A 17664-nucleotide genomic window follows, 5' to 3' on the forward strand; every position below is an offset into this window, starting at 1 on the left:
CGATGAAAAGCGTAGTGATTCAACAGCCGAACGAACTGGTGATTGAAGAGCGGCCACTCCCGGCGCCAGGTGCAGGTGAAGTTCGCGTCAAAATCACGCTGGCGGGGATCTGCGGCTCGGACAGCCACATCTATCGCGGCCATAACCCGTTTGCGAAATATCCACGCACGATCGGCCACGAGTTTTTTGGCGTGATTGACGCCGTAGGCGAGGGTGTCGACAGTGCCCGTCTGGGCCAGCGCGTCTCGGTCGATCCGGTGATCAGCTGCGGACATTGCTATCCGTGTTCCGTCGGAAAACCGAACGTCTGCACCTCGCTGGTGGTGCTGGGCGTACACCGCGACGGGGGCTTCAGTGAATACGCGGCGGTACCCGCTAAAAATGCCTGGCCTATTCCGGATGACATTCCTGATAAACACGCCGTCATGGTGGAGCCTTTCACCATCGCCGCCAACGTGACGGGGCAGGCCAACCCCATCGAGCAGGACGTCGCGCTGGTTTACGGCGCAGGGCCGATGGGGCTGGTCACCGTGCAGGCGCTGAAGGGCGTCTATAAGGTGAAGCAGGTTATCGTGGTTGATCGCATCGACGAACGCCTGAAAATGGCCCAGCGCAGCGGCGCGGACTGGGTGTTGAATAACGGCGAGCAGTCGCTACAGGCCGCGCTGGACGAAAGGGGGATCAAACCGACGTTAATCATTGATGCCGCCTGTCATCCGTCGATATTGCAGGAGGCGATTACCCTGGCCTCTCCGGCGGCGCGTATCGTGCTGATGGGCTTCTCCAGCGAGCCGAGCCATATTGTCCAGCAGGGCATCACCGGCAAAGAGCTGGCGATCTTCTCCTCGCGCCTCAATGCCAACAAATTCCCGGTCGTCATCGACTGGCTGAAAAAAGGGCTGATCGACCCGGAAAAACTGATCACTCATGCCTTTGACTATCACCATGTAACAGACGCCATTGAACTGTTTGAGAAAGACCAGCGGCAGTGCTGCAAAGTCTTGCTCACGTTCGGGCAATAATCCTTTACGCGGTTAAGAGCCTGCGCAGACAGGCTCTATGTGGTACGCATCTTACCCTTCAGAGATAGCCATTATGACGCAAGCACAACCTCAAAGAACTACCTCCGATCTGGTGAAAGCCGCCGTTTCCGGCTGGCTGGGCACCGCCCTGGAGTTTATGGACTTTCAGCTTTACTCGCTGGGGGCTGCCCTGGTCTTTCACGAGATCTTCTTCCCGGAACAGTCAGCCGCGATGGCGCTGATCCTCGCGATGGGGACCTACGGCGCAGGCTATATCGCACGCATTGTCGGCGCCTTTATCTTTGGCAGAATGGGCGACAGCATTGGTCGTAAGAAGGTGCTGTTTATCACCATCACCATGATGGGGATCTGCACCACGCTGATTGGCGTCCTGCCGACCTACGCGCAGATCGGGATTTTTGCTCCCGTTCTGCTGGTAACGCTGCGTATCATCCAGGGCCTGGGGGCCGGGGCTGAGATCTCCGGGGCCGGGACCATGCTGGCGGAGTACGCGCCGAAAGGGAAACGCGGCATTATCTCCTCGCTGGTGGCGATGGGCACTAACTGCGGAACGCTGAGCGCAACGGCGATCTGGGCAGTGATGTTCTTTGCCCTCGACCGTGAAGAGCTGATTGCCTGGGGCTGGCGCGTGCCGTTCCTCGCCAGCGTCGTGGTGATGATTTTCGCCATCTGGCTGCGAATGAACCTGAAAGAGAGCCCGGTCTTTGAGAAAGTGAACGATGCCCAAACCGTACAGCCGGACACCTCGCTGGGTTCAATGGTGAAAAGTAAATCCTTCTGGCTGGCGACCGGCCTGCGTTTCGGTCAGGCGGGCAACTCGGGTCTGATCCAGACGTTCCTCGCCGGGTATCTGGTCCAGACGCTGCTGTTCGATAAAGCCATCCCGACCGATGCGCTGATGGTAAGCTCCATTCTCGGGTTTATCTCCATTCCGCTGCTGGGCTGGCTTTCCGATAAAGTAGGGCGCCGTCTGCCGTACATTATCCTCAATATCTCCGCCATTCTTCTCGCGTATCCGATGCTCTCTATCATCGTCGATAAGAGCTATGCGCCGGGGACAATCATGCTCTCGATCATCGTTATCCATAACTTCGCCGTGCTGGGGCTGTTTGCGCTGGAAAATATCACCATGGCGGAGATGTTTGGCTCGCGAAATCGCTTTACCCGTATGGCTATCTCGAAAGAGGCGGGCGGGCTGGTGGCGGTGGGCTTTGGTCCGGTGCTGGCGGGGATCTTCTGCAACATGACCGGCTCCTGGTGGCCGATTGTCGCCATGCTGGTGGCCTATTCCGTGATTGGGCTGGTCTCGGCGATCCTGATGCCCGAAGTGCGCGACCGTGATTTGAGCGCGGCGCAAGACGCAGCGGAGTCCGCGCCAGAGGAGAGCGTGGGTTACGGCGCGGTCTCCTCGCGACGCTAATGGTTTATAACTTACGTGACCTGTCACATAACTTTATCTTTATGTCACACCACATGAGCAAAAGTTAATATAAATCAAAATCTCAAACGGCAGTATCAGTATGGTTGATGGCAGTTATTTTTTTACCCCAACTGCCATTCTAGTTGGTGTAGTCAGCAGGCGCCGCCGCTTCAGAGGAGCGGCAGCGGTCCAGGACTTTCTAATTAACGAGTCTTAATCATGGAAAACACCTTATTACAGGCCAACGCGACGCTGCCTCAGTACGATCGCGACAGCCTTCAACCACGCATTGTTCATCTGGGTTTTGGCGCCTTTCACCGGGCGCACCAGGCGGTGTACGCCGACATTCTCGCTGCCGGGCACGGCAGCGACTGGGGCTACTGTGAGGTTAACCTGATTGGCGGCGAGCAGCAGATTGCCGATCTGAAGGCGCAGGATAACCTCTACACCGTGGCGGAGATGTCTGCCGACGCATGGACATCCCGCGTGGTTGGCGTGGTTAAAAAAGCGCTGCATGCGCAGGTTGACGGGCTGGAAAGCGTTCTGGCGGCGATGTGCGAACCGCAGGTGGCGATTGTCTCGCTGACCATCACCGAGAAAGGGTACTGCCATTCACCGGCGACCGGACAACTGATGCTCGATCACCCGTTTATCGTCGCCGACCTGCAAAACCCGCACCAGCCGAAATCCGCGCCGGGCGTGGTGGTGGAAGCGCTGGCGCGTCGCAAAGCGGCGGGTCTGCCCGCGTTTAGCGTGATGTCCTGCGACAACATGCCGGAGAACGGCCACGTGATGCGCAATGTGACCTGCGCTTACGCCCGGGCCGTAGACGGCGAGCTGGCGGACTGGATCGAGGCTAACGTCACCTTCCCGTCAACCATGGTGGATCGTATCGTGCCGGCGGTCACGCCCGATACGCTGGATAAAATCGAACAGCTGACCGGCGTGCGTGACCCGGCGGCGGTCGCCTGTGAACCGTTCCGCCAGTGGGTGATCGAAGATAACTTTGTGGCAGGACGTCCCGAGTGGGAAAAGGCCGGTGCCGAGCTGGTGTCAGACGTGATCCCGTTTGAAGAGATGAAGCTGCGCATGCTCAACGGCAGCCACTCGTTCCTGGCGTACCTGGGCTATCTGGCCGGTTACCCGCATATCAACGACTGTATGGAAGATGAGAACTACCGCTTCGCCGCGCGTGCGCTGATGCTTAACGAGCAGGCGCCCACGCTGAAAGTGAAGGGCGTTGATTTAGGCCGCTATGCCGATCTCCTGATTGCCCGCTACAGCAACCCGGCCCTGCGCCACAGGACATGGCAAATCGCGATGGACGGCAGCCAGAAGCTCCCGCAGCGTATGCTGGACTCCGTGCGCTGGCACCTGGTGCACCAGAAACCTTTCCCACTGCTGGCGCTGGGTGTGGCTGGGTGGATGCGTTATGTCGGCGGCGTGGACGAGCAGGGTAACGCCATCGACGTGAGCGATCCGCAGCTGGCGGTGATTCAGGCGGCGGTGAACGGAAGTGCGGAAGGCGAAAGCCGGGTCAATGCGCTTCTCGGCATTGAGGCCATCTTTGGTAACGAGTTACCGAAGGAGCCGCGCTTTGTGGCTGCGGTGATGGCCGCGTACCGGTCGTTGCTGCAAAAAGGCGCGAAAGCGACCGTCGCGCAGTACGCGTCTCAACGGTAGTTCAGCACATGCCGCCGCGCGCGGCGGCATGGCTGCGCACAGCTTAGTGCATCCCCAGGCGAATCAGCTCAATCGGTTCGAACTTACCTTCGCATCCTTCCACTTCAACCGTTTTGCTGCGGCGCACCTGCGCGGCATCCAGCCCGTCGCTGTGGATCGCTTTAATCACGCCAGTTTTGCCCGTGCCGCTAATCATGACGCGGCTGCCGGTGGTGATTGCATTGCGGTTACGGTCGTATGTCATCATGGTATTTTCTCCTCTCTAACCTGTTCGTTACGGCGCTATTTCGGGTTATGCCGTTCACGGGGCATATAAATACGCCTGTCCGCGCTTCATGTTTTTGTTTTTGATCAAACTCACACTTTTTTCTTTATTTCGTCGGGCGCTGACGGTTCAGGACGGTAATTTACAAAGTGGACCGTTATTTTCATTAATTGATAGTTTCGACAGGGAAGCGTTGAGGGTTGGTTTATATTCTTGATGTCATCCTGTGTGCAGGAAATAACCCTTTCATCGGAATAAGGAGTCAGGCTTATGTATAAGAACATTTTGATGCCTGTAGACGTGTTTGAAATGGATTTGAGCGACAAAGCGGTTCGCCACGCGGCAAGCCTTGCGAAGGCTGAGGGCGCGTCGATTACCCTGGTCAATATTCTGCCTGCCAGCAGCCGGTCTCTGCTGCGCGGTTTCAACGCCGATATAAAAAAGTTTGAAGAGTATATGACCGCAGAATCCGGGAAGAAAATGAACGAGTTAAAAAGACTGTTCGATATTGCCCCTGAGAATATTCACAGCATGGTGCGTTTTGGCAACGTCCGGGATGAAATTATCAAGCTGAGCAAGGAGGGGAAATATGATGCGATTGTCATCGGGTCGAAAAATCCGAGCATCTCCACGCATCTGCTGGGTTCAAATGCGGAATCTATTCTGCGCTACGCCACGATCCCGGTGTTAGTCGTTCGCTAATCACCTCGCCGCACCCGAAAGGGGCGGCGCATATTACTCTTCGCTAAACCACTCGCTATTTTCCTGACGAATAAGCTGCACGGATTCGCTAATTTCCTGCAGATGCAGCGTCATCGCTTTTTCCACACCGTCCGGGTCGCGTTTTTCCAGCGCGCTGAAAATATCATGATGCTGTCGGAGCAGCATTTCCGGCGGGGAGACGTGATCGAGGCTCATATAGCGCACGCGGTCAATGGTGGCCTTGATGTTCTCGATGGTGTCCCAGGCCAGCTGACAATCCGCGATCTGCGCCAGCTTCTGGTGGAATTCATCGTCAAGCTGGAAGAAATCATTGAGCTGCTTACGGTCAATCGCAATACGCTGCTGGTGCAGGTTCTGCTCCAGCTGGTAACACTGGTTGTCGTTGATAAGCGTTGCGGCGCGGCGCGCCACCGCGCATTCAATGGCCTGGCGAACGAAACAGCCGTTGCGTACCTGAGAGAGTGAAATTTTGTTCACGTAGCTGCCGCGCTGCGGGCGGATCTGAATCAGTCCGTTTTCAGCAAGCTTAATAAACGCTTCACGTACCGGCTGACGGGAAACGTCAAAACGCACGGACACCTCTTTTTCAGAAAGCGGCGTTCCCGGTGGGATCAGGCAATGGACAATATCACGTCGCAAAATGCGATAGATTTGCTGGTTAACGGGCTGGGTGGGATTGAGTTGCGATTCAGCGGCCATGAGTTGTCATTTCTCAGAGAGTTAGCCTGAACATACTACCATTCTTTTATAACCCGAAACAGACCCGGCCCGCAGGCCGGGAAGGGCAGAGTTAGCCACGATGGACGCTAAGTCCGGCAAAACTCTGGCTGACGGGCATCATTTCCACGGTATTGATGTTGACGTGTTTTGGCAGCGTTGCCACCCACCAGACCGTTTCGGTCACATCTTCCGGCGTCAGCGCGTTCGCATTTTCGTAGGTTTTGTCCGCTTTCGCGTCATCGCCTTTGAAACGCACGTTGGAAAACTCGGTGCCGCCCACCAGGCCCGGCTCGATATCGGTAACGCGAATGGCGGTGCCGTGCAGGTCGGTACGCAGGTTAAGGCTGAACTGGCGCACAAACGCTTTCGTCGCGCCATAGACGTTGCCGCCCGCGTAAGGCCAGCTTCCTGCGGTGGAGCCGATGTTGATAATGTGGCCGCGGTTGCGCTCGACCATGCCCGGCAGCACCGCGCGGGTCATATAGACCAGTCCTTTGTTGTTGGTGTCGATCATGTTTTCCCAGTCTTCAACGCTGGCTTTGTGGGCGGGCTCCATGCCCAGCGCCAGACCGGCATTGTTGACCAGAACGTCGATGGCGCGCCACTCGTCGGGCAGGTTGGCAATCATCTCTTCAATGGACGCGCGGTTACGCACGTCCAGCTGCGCGGTCAGGATGCTGTCGCCTAATTCGTCCTTCAGCTCCTGCAGGCGCTCCTGACGACGGCCCGTGGCAATAACCTTGTGCCCGTTGGCGACGAAGCGACGCGTGATGCTTTCACCAAAACCTGCCGTTGCCCCGGTAACTAAAATAATCATCTCACTGTTCCTCAACGCTTTTTGTGTTGTACTAACATAGCACGGCCGCAGAGGGTGCGTTAAGGCAACATTTGTATGACGGCGTTGCAGGGGATGGCGGCCTGGCCTACTCTGGGAGGATACCCGTACTCAGGAGCGAAAGATGACGGCCACGAACCCCTTTTTTGACATCAGCCTGCTGCCTTACCAGGCCCCCCATTTTGATGAAATCAACGATAGCCACTATCGCCCGGCCTTTGATGAAGCGCTTCGCCAGAAGCGGGCGGACGTAGACGCCATTGTGTCCCAAACCGCTGCGCCGGACTTCACCAACACCGTGCTGGCGCTGGAGAAAAGCGGCGCTTTGCTCTCGCGCGTCAGCAGCGTGTTCTTCGCCATGACCTCCGCGCACACAAATGCGTACCTGCAGGAGCTTGAGGAGCAGTTCTCCACCGAGCTTGCCGCGCTGGCAAACGACATCTGGCTGAATGACACCCTTTTCGCCCGCGTGGAGAGCGTCTGGCAGGACCGTGCCGCGCTGGACGCCGAATCCCGTCGGCTGGTCGAGGAGACGTATCAGCGGTTTATTCTCGCCGGCGCGCGTCTCAATGAAACGGAAAAAGCCGAGCTGAAGGCGCTGAATACCGAGGCGGCGACCCTGACCAGCCAGTTCAATCAGCGTCTGCTGGCTGCCGATAAGACGGGTGGGCTGGTGGTGGATTACGCGCACCAGCTTGATGGGCTCAGCGCCAGCGAGATCGCCGACGCGGCGCAGGCTGCCGCGGAGCGAGGGTTAAACGACCGCTGGCTGATCCCGCTTCTGAACACGACTCAGCAGCCCGCGCTTTCCGCGCTGCGCAATCGTCAGACCCGCGAAAACCTGTTCAACGCAGGCTGGACGCGCACCCAGAAAGGGGATGAAAACGACACTCGCGAGCTGATCCTCCGCCTTACGGCGCTGCGCGCCCGGCAGGCCCGCCTGCTGGGATTTGACGATTACGCCAGCTGGAGTATCGCCGACCAGATGGCGAAAACCCCGGACGCCGCGCTGGAATTTATGCGCGGCATTGTGCCCGCCGCCCGCGCCCGGGCAGAGCGCGAGCAGGCCGATATTCAGAAAGTGATTGATGACGAGCAGGGCGGTTTCACCGTACAGGCCTGGGACTGGGCCTTTTATGCCGAGCGCGTGCGTCAGGCAAAATATGCCCTCGATGAATCGCAAATCAAACCCTATTTTGCGCTCAATACCGTATTGCACGATGGCGTATTCTGGGCCGCAAGCCAGCTGTTTGGCATCCGCTTTGTGGAGCGCTTCGATATTCCGGTGTATCACCCGGACGTCCGCGTCTGGGAAATTTTCGACCACACCGGTGAGGGCATGGCGCTGTTTTACGGCGACTTTTTTGCCCGCGATTCCAAGCAGGGCGGGGCCTGGATGGGGAATTTCGTCGAGCAATCCTTCGAGCTTGCCGCCCGTCCGGTGATCTACAACGTCTGTAATTACCAAAAACCGGCTAACGGCGGCGTCGCGCTTCTCTCCTGGGATGACGTGATCACCCTGTTCCACGAGTTTGGCCATACGCTGCACGGTCTGTTTGCCAGCCAGCGTTTCGCCACGCTCTCCGGGACCAATACGCCGCGTGATTTCGTTGAATTCCCGTCGCAGATCAACGAACACTGGGCCAGCCATCCACAGGTATTTACCCACTACGCCCGCCATTACGAAACCGGTGAACCGATGCCGGACGCGCTGCGGGAAAGCATGCTCAACGCGACCCATTTCAATAAGGGTTATGACATGACGGAGCTGCTGGCTGCCGCGCTGCTGGACATGAACTGGCACGGGATTAGCGAAGCCGTTTCGAGCGTAGACGCGTTTGAAGCGGCAGCACTGAAAAAAGAGGGGCTGGATCTGCCCGCCGTACCGCCGCGCTATCGCAGCAGCTATTTTGCCCATATTTTCGGCGGCGGCTACGCGGCGGGATATTACGCCTACCTGTGGACGCAAATGCTGGCGGACGATGGCTATCAGTGGTTTGTCGAACAGGGCGGTCTGACTCGTGAAAACGGACAAAAATTCCGCGAGGCGATTTTGTCCCGTGGTAACAGCACGGATCTGGCTGAACTTTATCGGCAGTGGCGCGGGCATGATCCGAAGATTGAACCGATGCTGGAAAATCGCGGGTTGAGCGAATAGAGCCCTTTGGGCAGAAAACAGAACCGGGCGTGAAGCCCGGTTTTAAACGATGGCGTGACTGCTCTGGATGGTAGACATGAACAAAGTAGTGCTATCTCTGATAAGCTCTTTAATCGTCTCGGTCTTCTTTCTCTCATTCAGTGCCATATCGGCTGAACCCCGGCTCGAACCTACGGAACAAGAACGTGCGCGGACGGTTTATATTTTCCACCAGCCCATCGTTATGCTACAGGCGAAGTTCGGTTTCACCACGCCAGAAGAACGCGTATTACGCATTCGGGATACCTTGCGAAATTTCACGCAGGAAGATGTTCGTGAACCGCTGACAATCATTCCTGTCACGCGCTACAACCAGCAAGGCAGACTGTTCGTAATGAACGCTAAGCCGGTCATGCTGCTGACCGAATCGGATCTGGACGAAGGGGACGATCTGACCTTAGACCAGGCAGCGCAACGTGTCCTGGCGCGAATGGAAGCGCAGCGCATCTCGCTTCGCGACCAATATGATACGCAGTGGCTTGCGCTTTCCGCTGCGAAGACCGCGGCCGGTTTCCTGACATGGTTGATGCTGAGTTATGTTGCGTTGCGTTCCTGGAAATGGGTGAGAGGATATTATCGCCGCAGGGTAGCCGAGAAACGAAGCTGGATACCTCAAAACTGGCGGCGATTTACAGGCGTCATTGAAGCCCGTCTTTATGGCTTGCTGATGTGTTTTGTGGTGATTTTAGCTTTTTATGGTTGGCTTAGCTGGGCCTTTAGCCTGTTCCCCTGGACGCGCGTCTGGGCAACATCATTAGGTGACTGGTCGTGGCATGTCATACGACAGATTGCCTTAGCGATGGCGTCCGCATTACCAGGATTGTCGATTGTTCTTATCATTTTCTTCATTACCGCATTAATCCTTAAACTTCTAAAAGTGATCCTCAATCAGGTTGAGGCCGGGCGTCTACAGTTACCGGGCCTTCATCCGGAAACCGTCGGCGCGACGCGAAAACTTATTTCCGTGATGGTGTGGTTGTTCGCGCTCTCTGCGGCCTATCCCTTTTTACCGGGTGCAAACTCGCTGGCCTTTAAAGGCATAAGCGTATTTTTGGTCTGATGCTGACCCTGGGATCGGCAGGCGTGATGAATCATGCCATGAGTGGTCTGGTGCTGATTTACTCGCGCGCGCTGCGCAAAGGCGATGTGATACGAATCGCGGATAACGAAGGTAAGGTGAGTGAAATTGGTATGCTCGCCACCAAAATTATTACGCGAGAAAACTATATCGTTACCGTACCCAATGCCGTCGTGGTGAGTGGCAAGATAACGAACCTCAGCGCGCAAAATAACGATGGCAGCATCAACCTAACCGTAAGCGTCACCATCGGGTACGACACACCCTGGCGGCAGGTCCATGCCATGCTTGAGCTGGCCGCGAAGCGGACTCAGTGCGTTGACCTTACGATTCCGCCCCTGGTGCGGCAGCTGGCGCTGATGGACTGGTACATAGCCTATGAACTGCAGGTCACGCTGAGACCTGATACGTCGCTAGCCGTCGCGCGAAATGAGCTCTTCACTCACATTCAGGATGTGTTCAACGAATTCAATGTCCAGATCATGTCGCCAAACTTTGTCATGCAGCCTGAAGAAAGCGTAATGGTGGCGAAAGAAAACTGGTATGCCGCCCCCGCAGCCTCGCCGAAGCGGGATGAATAAAACTGAGACCTGATATCAGGTCTCAATATAACGGAGTGACAGCGAGCCCGGTAAAATAGTTATACTTATGGAGTATGTACATTCTTTTTTAAAGATAAACGCTGAGTTAAAAATTACACCAGGCAATATATCTTATTAACAACCTTTAAGCTGTAAGTTAGTTAATAATTAATAATTTGATCTGAATTGGAGAAATTAAATATTCTTTAGCCTCAGGTTTTTAGCTATAGATTTTTGTTATTTTGTGCCGATAAATGAAAGTGGCATAAAAATCGACGTAGTAGCAGTTAAGAAGGCGAAAGATGACCCTACCTCTGAACAATCCGAGCTTCACGGATACCGAGCCTTCTAAAGGCCTGATAAATAAAACCTTTACTTATATTGTAACGTTGTTGATAAGTATTTTTATTGCGGCAATAATTTCCCTGCTAATAATAAAAGATAATGTAAATGAAATCAGCGACCAGCACGATGAATTTTTGTTAAGGAAAGCCCTGGAGACCCGCCAGGAGAGCATGCGAAGTCATTTGAAAGACAATGCCGAGTGGGGAGATGCCTACAAACATCTTCATCTGAACAATGACGTTCACTGGGCATGGGATAAGCAGAACCTGGGTAAGTCCCTGTATGACAACTTTGGCTACGAAGGGGTGTTTGTTCTCTCTCCGGAAGGGAGCACGCGATACAGTGTGGTTGACGGGAAGCTGAAGCTTCAGGAGCTGGAGCGCTGGTTAGACAAATCAACCAAAGACCGTTTACTCCATGAGTTGAGTATAAAAAAGGGAGTGCCGGTTTCTGTGCTAGCGCTTATCGATTCCGTGCCGGCCATTGTTTCTGCGCAATGGATAACGACGGGCGATGATGCGAGCGTGCAAACCATGCCCGGAAAACCGTCGACAATGGTGTTTATAGACAAGTTAACGGCTAAAAAACTCCTCACGATTGGTCAGGATGACGGCATCCAGAACGTTCGTACTTCATCTGATCCAGCCACTTCTCAAATAAATAATCAGACGGAATTTACATTAAGCACCCAAAACGGGGATGTGCAAATTATCTGGGACGGTGAAAATCCCGGCCAGGCGTTAATAATTTATTTTTTGCCATTGCTCATTCTTTCCGTCGTTCTGACGGTATCGATGACGGTGATATTAATGCGCCATATTATGCACAAGGCGAGAATGCTTGACGAAAATACGTTTCTCCTCGAGCAGGCGCGGTTGAATCTTATTACGAGTGAAAAAAGATTCCGGGACGTCAGTGAAACAACCAGCGACTGGTTCTGGGAAACAGATTTATCGTTAAGGATAACGTGGCTATCGGGTCGTTTTTCTACAATAACGGGATATGAAAATAGCAAATGGATAGGCCGTAGGTTGGATGAACTCTTTCCGGCGACAGGCGGATTATCACATGACTGCGCCGGGCAGCGGGACTTAACCGAACGCTTTGAATTTAAAAACTGTCCTTATACTCACGCGCAACAAACCACGTCATATTGCACGCTTCTGGCAAAGTTTTCTGCTCAGCCTGATGGAACGGTGGTGTTGCGAGGCGCGGCAACCGACGTCTCTCAGGAAGTTGAAGCAACAAAACGCGTGGAGTTCCTGTCACGCCATGATGAATTAACCGGTCTGCCGAACCGGTATCATATTAAGGAATTTCTGGCTGGCCAGTTGGCGAAAGAAGACCTCAACCGTTATCCGTTTGCCATGATTTGCCTTGATTTAGACAAGTTTAAACCCGTCAATGATATTTTCGGGCACTCCACCGGCGATGCCCTGCTTGGCGAGGTCGCTTCACGTCTTAAAAATTGCGTGCGTCGAGGTGATTTTGTCGCACGGCAGGGAGGGGATGAATTTATGCTTCTCCTCGGCAACACCAGCCAGCAAGACCAGATTGAGGAGGTGTGTCGTCGTATCGTGCAAGAACTTAACCGTCCTTTCGCCATTGAGGGCAATGATGTGGCGATAGGCGTAAGCATGGGCATTGCGCTGGCTCCCCGGGATAGCAGCAGCGCAAACGATCTTCTACGCTACGCGGATATTGCGCTGTATCAGGCGAAACAATCCGGCAGAAACCGATGGGTCTATTATCGCCCGGATATGTCGGAAAAGTTGACCGAACGCAGGAAACTGGAATTAGAACTCAAGACCGCAATTCGCGAAGAACAGCTCTACCTGGTTTACCAGCCGCGTTATAACCTCCGGTATTCTAAAATTGAGGCCGTCGAAGCGCTGGTACGCTGGCAGCACCCGGCTCGGGGGACCATAATGCCCGATCAGTTTATCCCGCTGGCAGAAGAAACCGGGCTGATTATTAGCCTGAGCAACTGGGTCATACGCAAAGCCTGTACGGAGACGAAAGACAAATTGCCGGGATTATCGGTCTCCGTCAATATTTCTGCTATCGAATTCCAGGCAAGCGATCTTGCCGAAAGAATAAAAGAGATCCTTCACGAAACAGGGCTTGAACCCAACCGGCTGGAAATTGAAGTCACTGAAAACGTTACGCTTTCCGACCCGGAAAAAACCTTGCAGACCATGAAGTCTCTCAAAAGAATGGGCGTCCGCATTCTGATTGACGATTTCGGTACCGGCTATGCCTCACTGAGCTATCTGCGGAAGTTTCAGTTTGACGGGCTTAAGCTCGACAAGAGCTTTATTTTTACCCTCGGTGACTCGCCGCAGAACCAGTCAGTCGTGGAGAAAATTATCGACCTGGGGAAAGCCTATTCCATGGCGGTAACCGCAGAAGGGGTGGAGACCGTCGAACAGCTGTCTTTTCTGAAAAAAAATAAATGTGATGAAGTTCAGGGCTACCTGCTTGGAAAACCGGCCGCCATTACGGACTTAAATTTAAACGCCAACAGAGTAAATCTCTAAATCGCGCTTTCACTCAGGAAAGCGTAAATGAAAAACCGGGCTTCTCGCCCGGTTTTTGTTATCCGCTCTCCGTTCGTATCCACGATCGTAAACGCCGCTTTCTATCTTACGACCAGGACAGGGCATTTCGCATGCCGAACCACTGCCGCAGCGTTCGAACCCAACAGATACGTCGATATGTCAGGTTTGTGGGAAGCGATGATAATCAGGTCGGCATCGATCGTGTCAGCGAGCTTAAGGATTTGATCCTTTGGAGAGCCCGTCACGGCGTGAGTCTGTATCTTGTCGGGAGGAATTTTGAATTGCTTAACGATTTCATCCAGCTTCGCTAAGGCCGCGTGCTGGAACTCTTTCAGCTTCGGCATTTCAACAGAATAGGCCAGGCCTAATGATGAATAATACGGAAGCGATGGAATGACGGTAAGAAAGTGAACTTTAGCTGTGTTAAGTGCTGTATGTGCCTGAACGAAGGGGATAACCATGTGCGTCAGGCTATCCTCTGAAATGTCAATTGGAACCAAAATTGAGTTATACATTTGTCCCTCCTGAGTGTTTTTCACACAATTCAGGGTAGACCGTTAATTTCAGGAAAACAGAGAGCAAGCTGTCATAACGGGGACAAATTTCGGTTATGTGATAGGCGTACAGTCGAACCTGCCCGTGATCTCGTCAACGTGGCGTGACAACGAACAGGGGCATTCGGGGATGAATCTCTCCGCGTCACGGTCCGTTTTCTGCAAAACGCCAAAGCCTAAACCGGGCGCAAGGCCCGGTACCTTGTTCATATTGCGTGACAGCTGACGGACGCGATAATTTTATTCCCGCCCATATTCCCCATAATCAGATCGAGTAATTTTCGGTATTCCTCCCGGGTCATCACTTCCGCCCGAATTTCAGTTTTACCTTCTGCTTGCGCCGTAGCGGAATAAATCGCTTTCAGACTTAACGTCAACTCTTTCGCCATATTTACGACGCTCTGCCGCACCGCATCTTCATGCTCATCATTGCAGGTGATTTTAAGTACATAGCATTTTTCGCCTTCATGGAGCACGGGCAGTTGATTAATTCGCTGCGCGGCTTCGCGAAGCAATATGTTAGCGCAGAGAATAATTAGGCTGGCCATGGCGGCATTCCAGAACTGGCCTAATCCGCACAGTACGCCAATTCCGGCCGAGCACCACAGCGTTGCGGCGGTGTTCAAACCACGAATATTCATTCCTTCACGCATAATGACGCCAGCGCCAAGAAAGCCGATTCCGGAGACGATCTGCGCTGCGATACGCCCCGGGCTATCAGGAGAAGTCGATACCGAACTTAAAATGAACACTGCCGCACCCGTGGCAACCAGTGCATTAGTACGAAGTCCGGCCATACGCTGGCGCCACTGTCTTTCCGCGCCAATAATTGCGCCCAGCAGCATCGCTGCGAGCAGATGAGAGATATAAGGGAACATCAGCCTGTCGCCTGTTAACGTTATTAAATAATAAGCGTCAGTGCTTTGCTAAGCACATCATAACGCCGTTTAAATGCTAAACGTGTCAGGACGACGGTGGCGGAAAGAGTGAATGTGTAAACATGAACATGCGATGCCCCACAAATTGAGTGGTTTTACTATTTCGGGATACAATCGCTTAAAGAGGATTGCTGCCCACCGTTTCAGGTAAGCAGCGAGGAAATCGCGCTAGCTTACCTTCGTATCAACAATAAAATAACTATCCAACGAAGGACTCCTGTGAAAATTTATTGCCAGTATAGTCAGGGTCGATAATGAGTAAAGCGAAAAAACAGCCTCCGTTATGAATTGTTTAAGTTCGCAAGGCATATTTTTTAAGACGTCATCTGATTTTAAAAAATACCCGCTATACTACATTTCCTTTTTTACAGGCGATAACAGACAAAGGCAGGAAGTATGTCTCTTCGTTCGCTGCGGGCATTATGCCTGACAAGTTTTTTCATCGCGGATGTCCGCGATGGCCTCGGTCCTTTTCTCGGTATTTTTCTGACCGAACGCCACTGGGCTCCCGATGATATCGGCATCCTGATGACGGCCGGTGGGCTGGCGGGATTACTGGCCACGCTGCCGGCGGGATTCATCACCGACACCTCCTGCAGCAAGCGGACCGTGCTGGCGCTAGTGTGCCTGCTCATCACTCTTAGCACGCTCCTGCTCTGGTTTAGCCAGCAGAGCGCTGTTGTCGCCGTTTCGCAAATTGTCTCCGGTATCTGCGCGGCGTTTGTCGGGCCGCTGATCGCCGGGATTACCCTGGGGCTGACCGGCCAGAGCGGGTTCAGCGCGCAGATGGGCAAAAATGAGGCGTTCAATCACGGCGGTAACTTTGTTACCGCACTGATTGCAGGGGGCATTGCGTGGTACTGGGGCGTCGGCGGGATTTTCCTGCTGATGACCTGTACCACGCTGTTAACGCTCTGTGCGCTGCTTGCCATTCGCAACGGGGATATCGATAACGACGCGGCGAGGGGGCTCTCTTCTTCAGCGAGCCTGCCGGTTCCCGGCTTTGCCGTGCTGATTAAAAACCGGGCGCTGTTAGTGACCGGACTGACGCTGCTGCTGTTTCACCTGGCGAACGCCGCGCTGCTGCCGATGCTGAGCATGAGGGTGGCCGCCGCGCCCGCCTCGATCAACCCCGGTTTGTACGCGGCGGGCACCGTTATCATCTCTCAGGCCGTGATGATCCCCGTCGCCATCTGGGTCGCCCACCGAATAGACCGCTACGGCTACTGGCGCTTAATTATGCTGGCGCTGCTGGTGATGCCGGTGCGCGCCGCGCTGGCGGCGTCGACGGACGCGCCGCTCATGATGATCCCGGTACAAATTCTCGACGGGCTCGCCGCAGGGATCCTGGGCGTCGCGGTGCCGTCGTTTATCGTGGTGCTGTTGCGCGGGAGCGGGCACGTCAATGCCGGGCAGAGTGTGGTGATGCTGATGCAGGGGGTAGGGGCATCCATGAGCCCGGCGTTAACCGGCACGATTGCCGGTCATTACTCATTTGCCACGGCATTCAGTGTCCTGAGCGCGATTGCGCTGGTGGCCGTCCTGCTGTGGTGGTGCTTTGCGCACTGGACCTGGGAAACAGACAGTACGCCGGGTGGGGCATAGCCGCCACCCGGCGTCACGCTTACGCCAGTTCGTTAGGGCACGCTTCGCCCTTTTCCAGCTGCTGCAGATTACCCTGCGTGGTTTCTGAAATGCTGATCAGCGCTTCGGCAGTCAGAAACGCCTGGTGTCCGGTAAACAGCACGTTATGACAGGCTGACAGGCGGCGGAACACGTCGTCCTGGATCACATCATTCGACTTGTCCTCAAAGAACAGATCGCGTTCGTTCTCGTACACGTCCATTCCCAGCGCGCCAATTTTCTGGGTTTTCAGCGCTTCGATAGCGGCCTGAGAGTCAACCAGCCCGCCGCGGCTGGTGTTGATGATCATCACGCCGTCTTTCATCTGGTCAAACGCCGCCTGGTTAAGCAGGTGGTAGTTCTCCGGCGTCAGCGGGCAGTGCAGGGAGATCACGTCAGACTGGGAGAACAGGGTCTGCAGGTCGACGTATTCCACGCCCAGCTCCAGCGCAGCGGCGCTCGGGTACGGATCGAACGCCAGCAGACGCATGCCGAAGCCTTTCAGAATGCGCAGGGCGGCGACGCCAATTTTACCGGTGCCGATCACGCCCGCGGTTTTGCCGTACATGGTAAAGCCGGTCAGCCCTTCCAGAGAGAAGTTGGCATCACGGGTGCGCTGATAAGCGCGGTGAATACGACGGTTGAGCGACATCATCATGCCAATTGCATGTTCCGCGACCGCTTCCGGGGAGTACGCCGGGACGCGCACCACCCTCAGCCCCAGCTCTTTCGCCGCGTCGAGGTCCACGTTATTAAAGCCCGCGCAGCGCAGGGCGATATATTTCACGCCCTGTTTTTTCAACTCTTCCAGCACCGGACGACTGCCGTCGTCGTTAACAAAAATGCAGACGCCTTCACAGCCGTGCGCCGTTTTGGCGGTTTTTTCGGACAGCAGAAAGTCGAAAAATTCAAGCTCAAACCCGTAAGCCTCGTTAACATGTTGCAGATACTTTTTGTCGTACTGCTTTGTGCTATATACCGCGAGTTTCATAAGACTTTCTCCAGTGATTTTGCATTCACGTTAGCATGATTAAAATTATCTTACAATTTATAAAATATTATTGAATTCAATAAGTTCTATCAATTATTCTAGAGCAT

13 protein-coding genes and 1 pseudogene are annotated in these 17664 nt (G+C 54.3%); 8 read left to right on the forward strand and 6 right to left on the reverse strand.

What is annotated here, in order from left to right; translation table 11 throughout:
• The first annotated feature begins 2 nt into the window (after positions 1–2).
• The 3 genes from ACWKXN_RS04445 to ACWKXN_RS04455 all read left to right on the forward strand — a co-directional run bounded on the left by ACWKXN_RS04445 (position 3) and on the right by ACWKXN_RS04455 (position 4146).
• Complete coding sequence (locus ACWKXN_RS04445; RefSeq protein WP_143347084.1) at positions 3–1022, forward strand: Zn-dependent oxidoreductase; 1020 nt, start codon at positions 3–5, stop codon at positions 1020–1022.
• A 73-nt stretch (positions 1023–1095) separates the two neighbouring features.
• Entirely contained in the window at positions 1096–2463 is a 1368-nt protein-coding gene (locus ACWKXN_RS04450; protein WP_064672413.1) for an MFS transporter, read from the forward strand.
• 219 nt (positions 2464–2682) lie between these two features.
• Positions 2683–4146 (forward strand): mannitol dehydrogenase family protein, encoded by a 1464-nt coding sequence (locus tag ACWKXN_RS04455; RefSeq protein WP_182930717.1) that lies wholly within the window; start codon positions 2683–2685, stop codon positions 4144–4146.
• Between the two features lie 43 nt (positions 4147–4189).
• Here ACWKXN_RS04455 and ydfZ read toward each other — a convergent pair whose 3' ends face one another.
• On the reverse strand, positions 4190–4393 hold the full coding sequence (gene ydfZ, locus ACWKXN_RS04460; RefSeq protein WP_014883679.1) for a putative selenium delivery protein YdfZ: 204 nt from the start codon (positions 4391–4393) through the stop codon (positions 4190–4192).
• 288 nt (positions 4394–4681) lie between these two features.
• On the opposite strand from ydfZ, the gene ACWKXN_RS04465 reads away from it, so the two are divergent.
• Positions 4682–5113, forward strand: coding sequence for a universal stress protein (locus tag ACWKXN_RS04465; protein WP_033145406.1), 432 nt, complete (start codon positions 4682–4684; stop codon positions 5111–5113).
• A 33-nt stretch (positions 5114–5146) separates the two neighbouring features.
• Here ACWKXN_RS04465 and ACWKXN_RS04470 read toward each other — a convergent pair whose 3' ends face one another.
• Positions 5147–5833 (reverse strand): GntR family transcriptional regulator, encoded by a 687-nt coding sequence (locus tag ACWKXN_RS04470; protein WP_023311557.1) that lies wholly within the window; start codon positions 5831–5833, stop codon positions 5147–5149.
• A 91-nt stretch (positions 5834–5924) separates the two neighbouring features.
• A complete protein-coding gene (ydfG, locus tag ACWKXN_RS04475; RefSeq protein WP_447753162.1) occupies positions 5925–6671 on the reverse strand; it encodes a bifunctional NADP-dependent 3-hydroxy acid dehydrogenase/3-hydroxypropionate dehydrogenase YdfG in 747 nt (248 codons plus the stop codon).
• Positions 6672–6813: 142 nt separating this feature from the next.
• Here ydfG and dcp point away from each other — a divergent pair, with 142 nt between their 5' ends.
• The 3 genes and pseudogenes from dcp to ACWKXN_RS04490 all read left to right on the forward strand — a co-directional run bounded on the left by dcp (position 6814) and on the right by ACWKXN_RS04490 (position 13430).
• The gene (dcp, locus tag ACWKXN_RS04480) at positions 6814–8847 is read left to right on the forward strand and encodes a peptidyl-dipeptidase Dcp (protein ID WP_454543368.1); all 2034 of its coding nucleotides are present in this window, start codon (positions 6814–6816) and stop codon (positions 8845–8847) included.
• Between the two features lie 76 nt (positions 8848–8923).
• Positions 8924–10545: pseudogene (locus ACWKXN_RS04485) on the forward strand (mechanosensitive ion channel family protein).
• A gap of 302 nt (positions 10546–10847) precedes the next feature.
• A complete protein-coding gene (locus ACWKXN_RS04490; protein ID WP_454543369.1) occupies positions 10848–13430 on the forward strand; it encodes a bifunctional diguanylate cyclase/phosphodiesterase in 2583 nt (860 codons plus the stop codon).
• A gap of 101 nt (positions 13431–13531) precedes the next feature.
• Here ACWKXN_RS04490 and uspF read toward each other — a convergent pair whose 3' ends face one another.
• Entirely contained in the window at positions 13532–13966 is a 435-nt protein-coding gene (gene uspF, locus ACWKXN_RS04495) for a universal stress protein UspF (RefSeq protein WP_023292544.1), read from the reverse strand.
• A gap of 245 nt (positions 13967–14211) precedes the next feature.
• Positions 14212–14883: an MgtC family protein gene (locus tag ACWKXN_RS04500; protein WP_033145409.1), complete on the reverse strand. Its 672-nt coding sequence runs from the start codon at positions 14881–14883 to the stop codon at positions 14212–14214.
• 456 nt (positions 14884–15339) lie between these two features.
• On the opposite strand from ACWKXN_RS04500, the gene ACWKXN_RS04505 reads away from it, so the two are divergent.
• Entirely contained in the window at positions 15340–16548 is a 1209-nt protein-coding gene (locus tag ACWKXN_RS04505; protein ID WP_454543370.1) for an MFS transporter, read from the forward strand.
• 19 nt (positions 16549–16567) lie between these two features.
• On the opposite strand, the gene ACWKXN_RS04510 is transcribed toward ACWKXN_RS04505, so the two are convergent.
• Positions 16568–17557: a 2-hydroxyacid dehydrogenase gene (locus ACWKXN_RS04510; protein ID WP_454543371.1), complete on the reverse strand. Its 990-nt coding sequence runs from the start codon at positions 17555–17557 to the stop codon at positions 16568–16570.
• Between the last annotated feature and the right edge of the window lie 107 nt (positions 17558–17664).

The organism is Enterobacter sp. UPMP2060 (assembly GCF_053709655.1).

Coding starts and splice junctions, on each gene's coding strand:
- ACWKXN_RS04450 (WP_064672413.1), top strand. CDS start 1,096: ATGACGCAAGCACAACCTCAAAGAACTACCTCCGATCTGGTGAAAGCC.
- ACWKXN_RS04505 (WP_454543370.1), top strand. CDS start 15,340: ATGTCTCTTCGTTCGCTGCGGGCATTATGCCTGACAAGTTTTTTCATC.
- dcp (WP_454543368.1), top strand. CDS start 6,814: ATGACGGCCACGAACCCCTTTTTTGACATCAGCCTGCTGCCTTACCAG.
- ACWKXN_RS04445 (WP_143347084.1), top strand. CDS start 3: ATGAAAAGCGTAGTGATTCAACAGCCGAACGAACTGGTGATTGAAGAG.
- ACWKXN_RS04510 (WP_454543371.1), bottom strand. CDS start 17,557: ATGAAACTCGCGGTATATAGCACAAAGCAGTACGACAAAAAGTATCTG.
- ACWKXN_RS04465 (WP_033145406.1), top strand. CDS start 4,682: ATGTATAAGAACATTTTGATGCCTGTAGACGTGTTTGAAATGGATTTG.
- ACWKXN_RS04500 (WP_033145409.1), bottom strand. CDS start 14,883: ATGTTCCCTTATATCTCTCATCTGCTCGCAGCGATGCTGCTGGGCGCA.
- uspF (WP_023292544.1), bottom strand. CDS start 13,966: ATGTATAACTCAATTTTGGTTCCAATTGACATTTCAGAGGATAGCCTG.
- ydfZ (WP_014883679.1), bottom strand. CDS start 4,393: ATGATGACATACGACCGTAACCGCAATGCAATCACCACCGGCAGCCGC.
- ACWKXN_RS04455 (WP_182930717.1), top strand. CDS start 2,683: ATGGAAAACACCTTATTACAGGCCAACGCGACGCTGCCTCAGTACGAT.
- ACWKXN_RS04470 (WP_023311557.1), bottom strand. CDS start 5,833: ATGGCCGCTGAATCGCAACTCAATCCCACCCAGCCCGTTAACCAGCAA.
- ydfG (WP_447753162.1), bottom strand. CDS start 6,671: ATGATTATTTTAGTTACCGGGGCAACGGCAGGTTTTGGTGAAAGCATC.
- ACWKXN_RS04490 (WP_454543369.1), top strand. CDS start 10,848: ATGACCCTACCTCTGAACAATCCGAGCTTCACGGATACCGAGCCTTCT.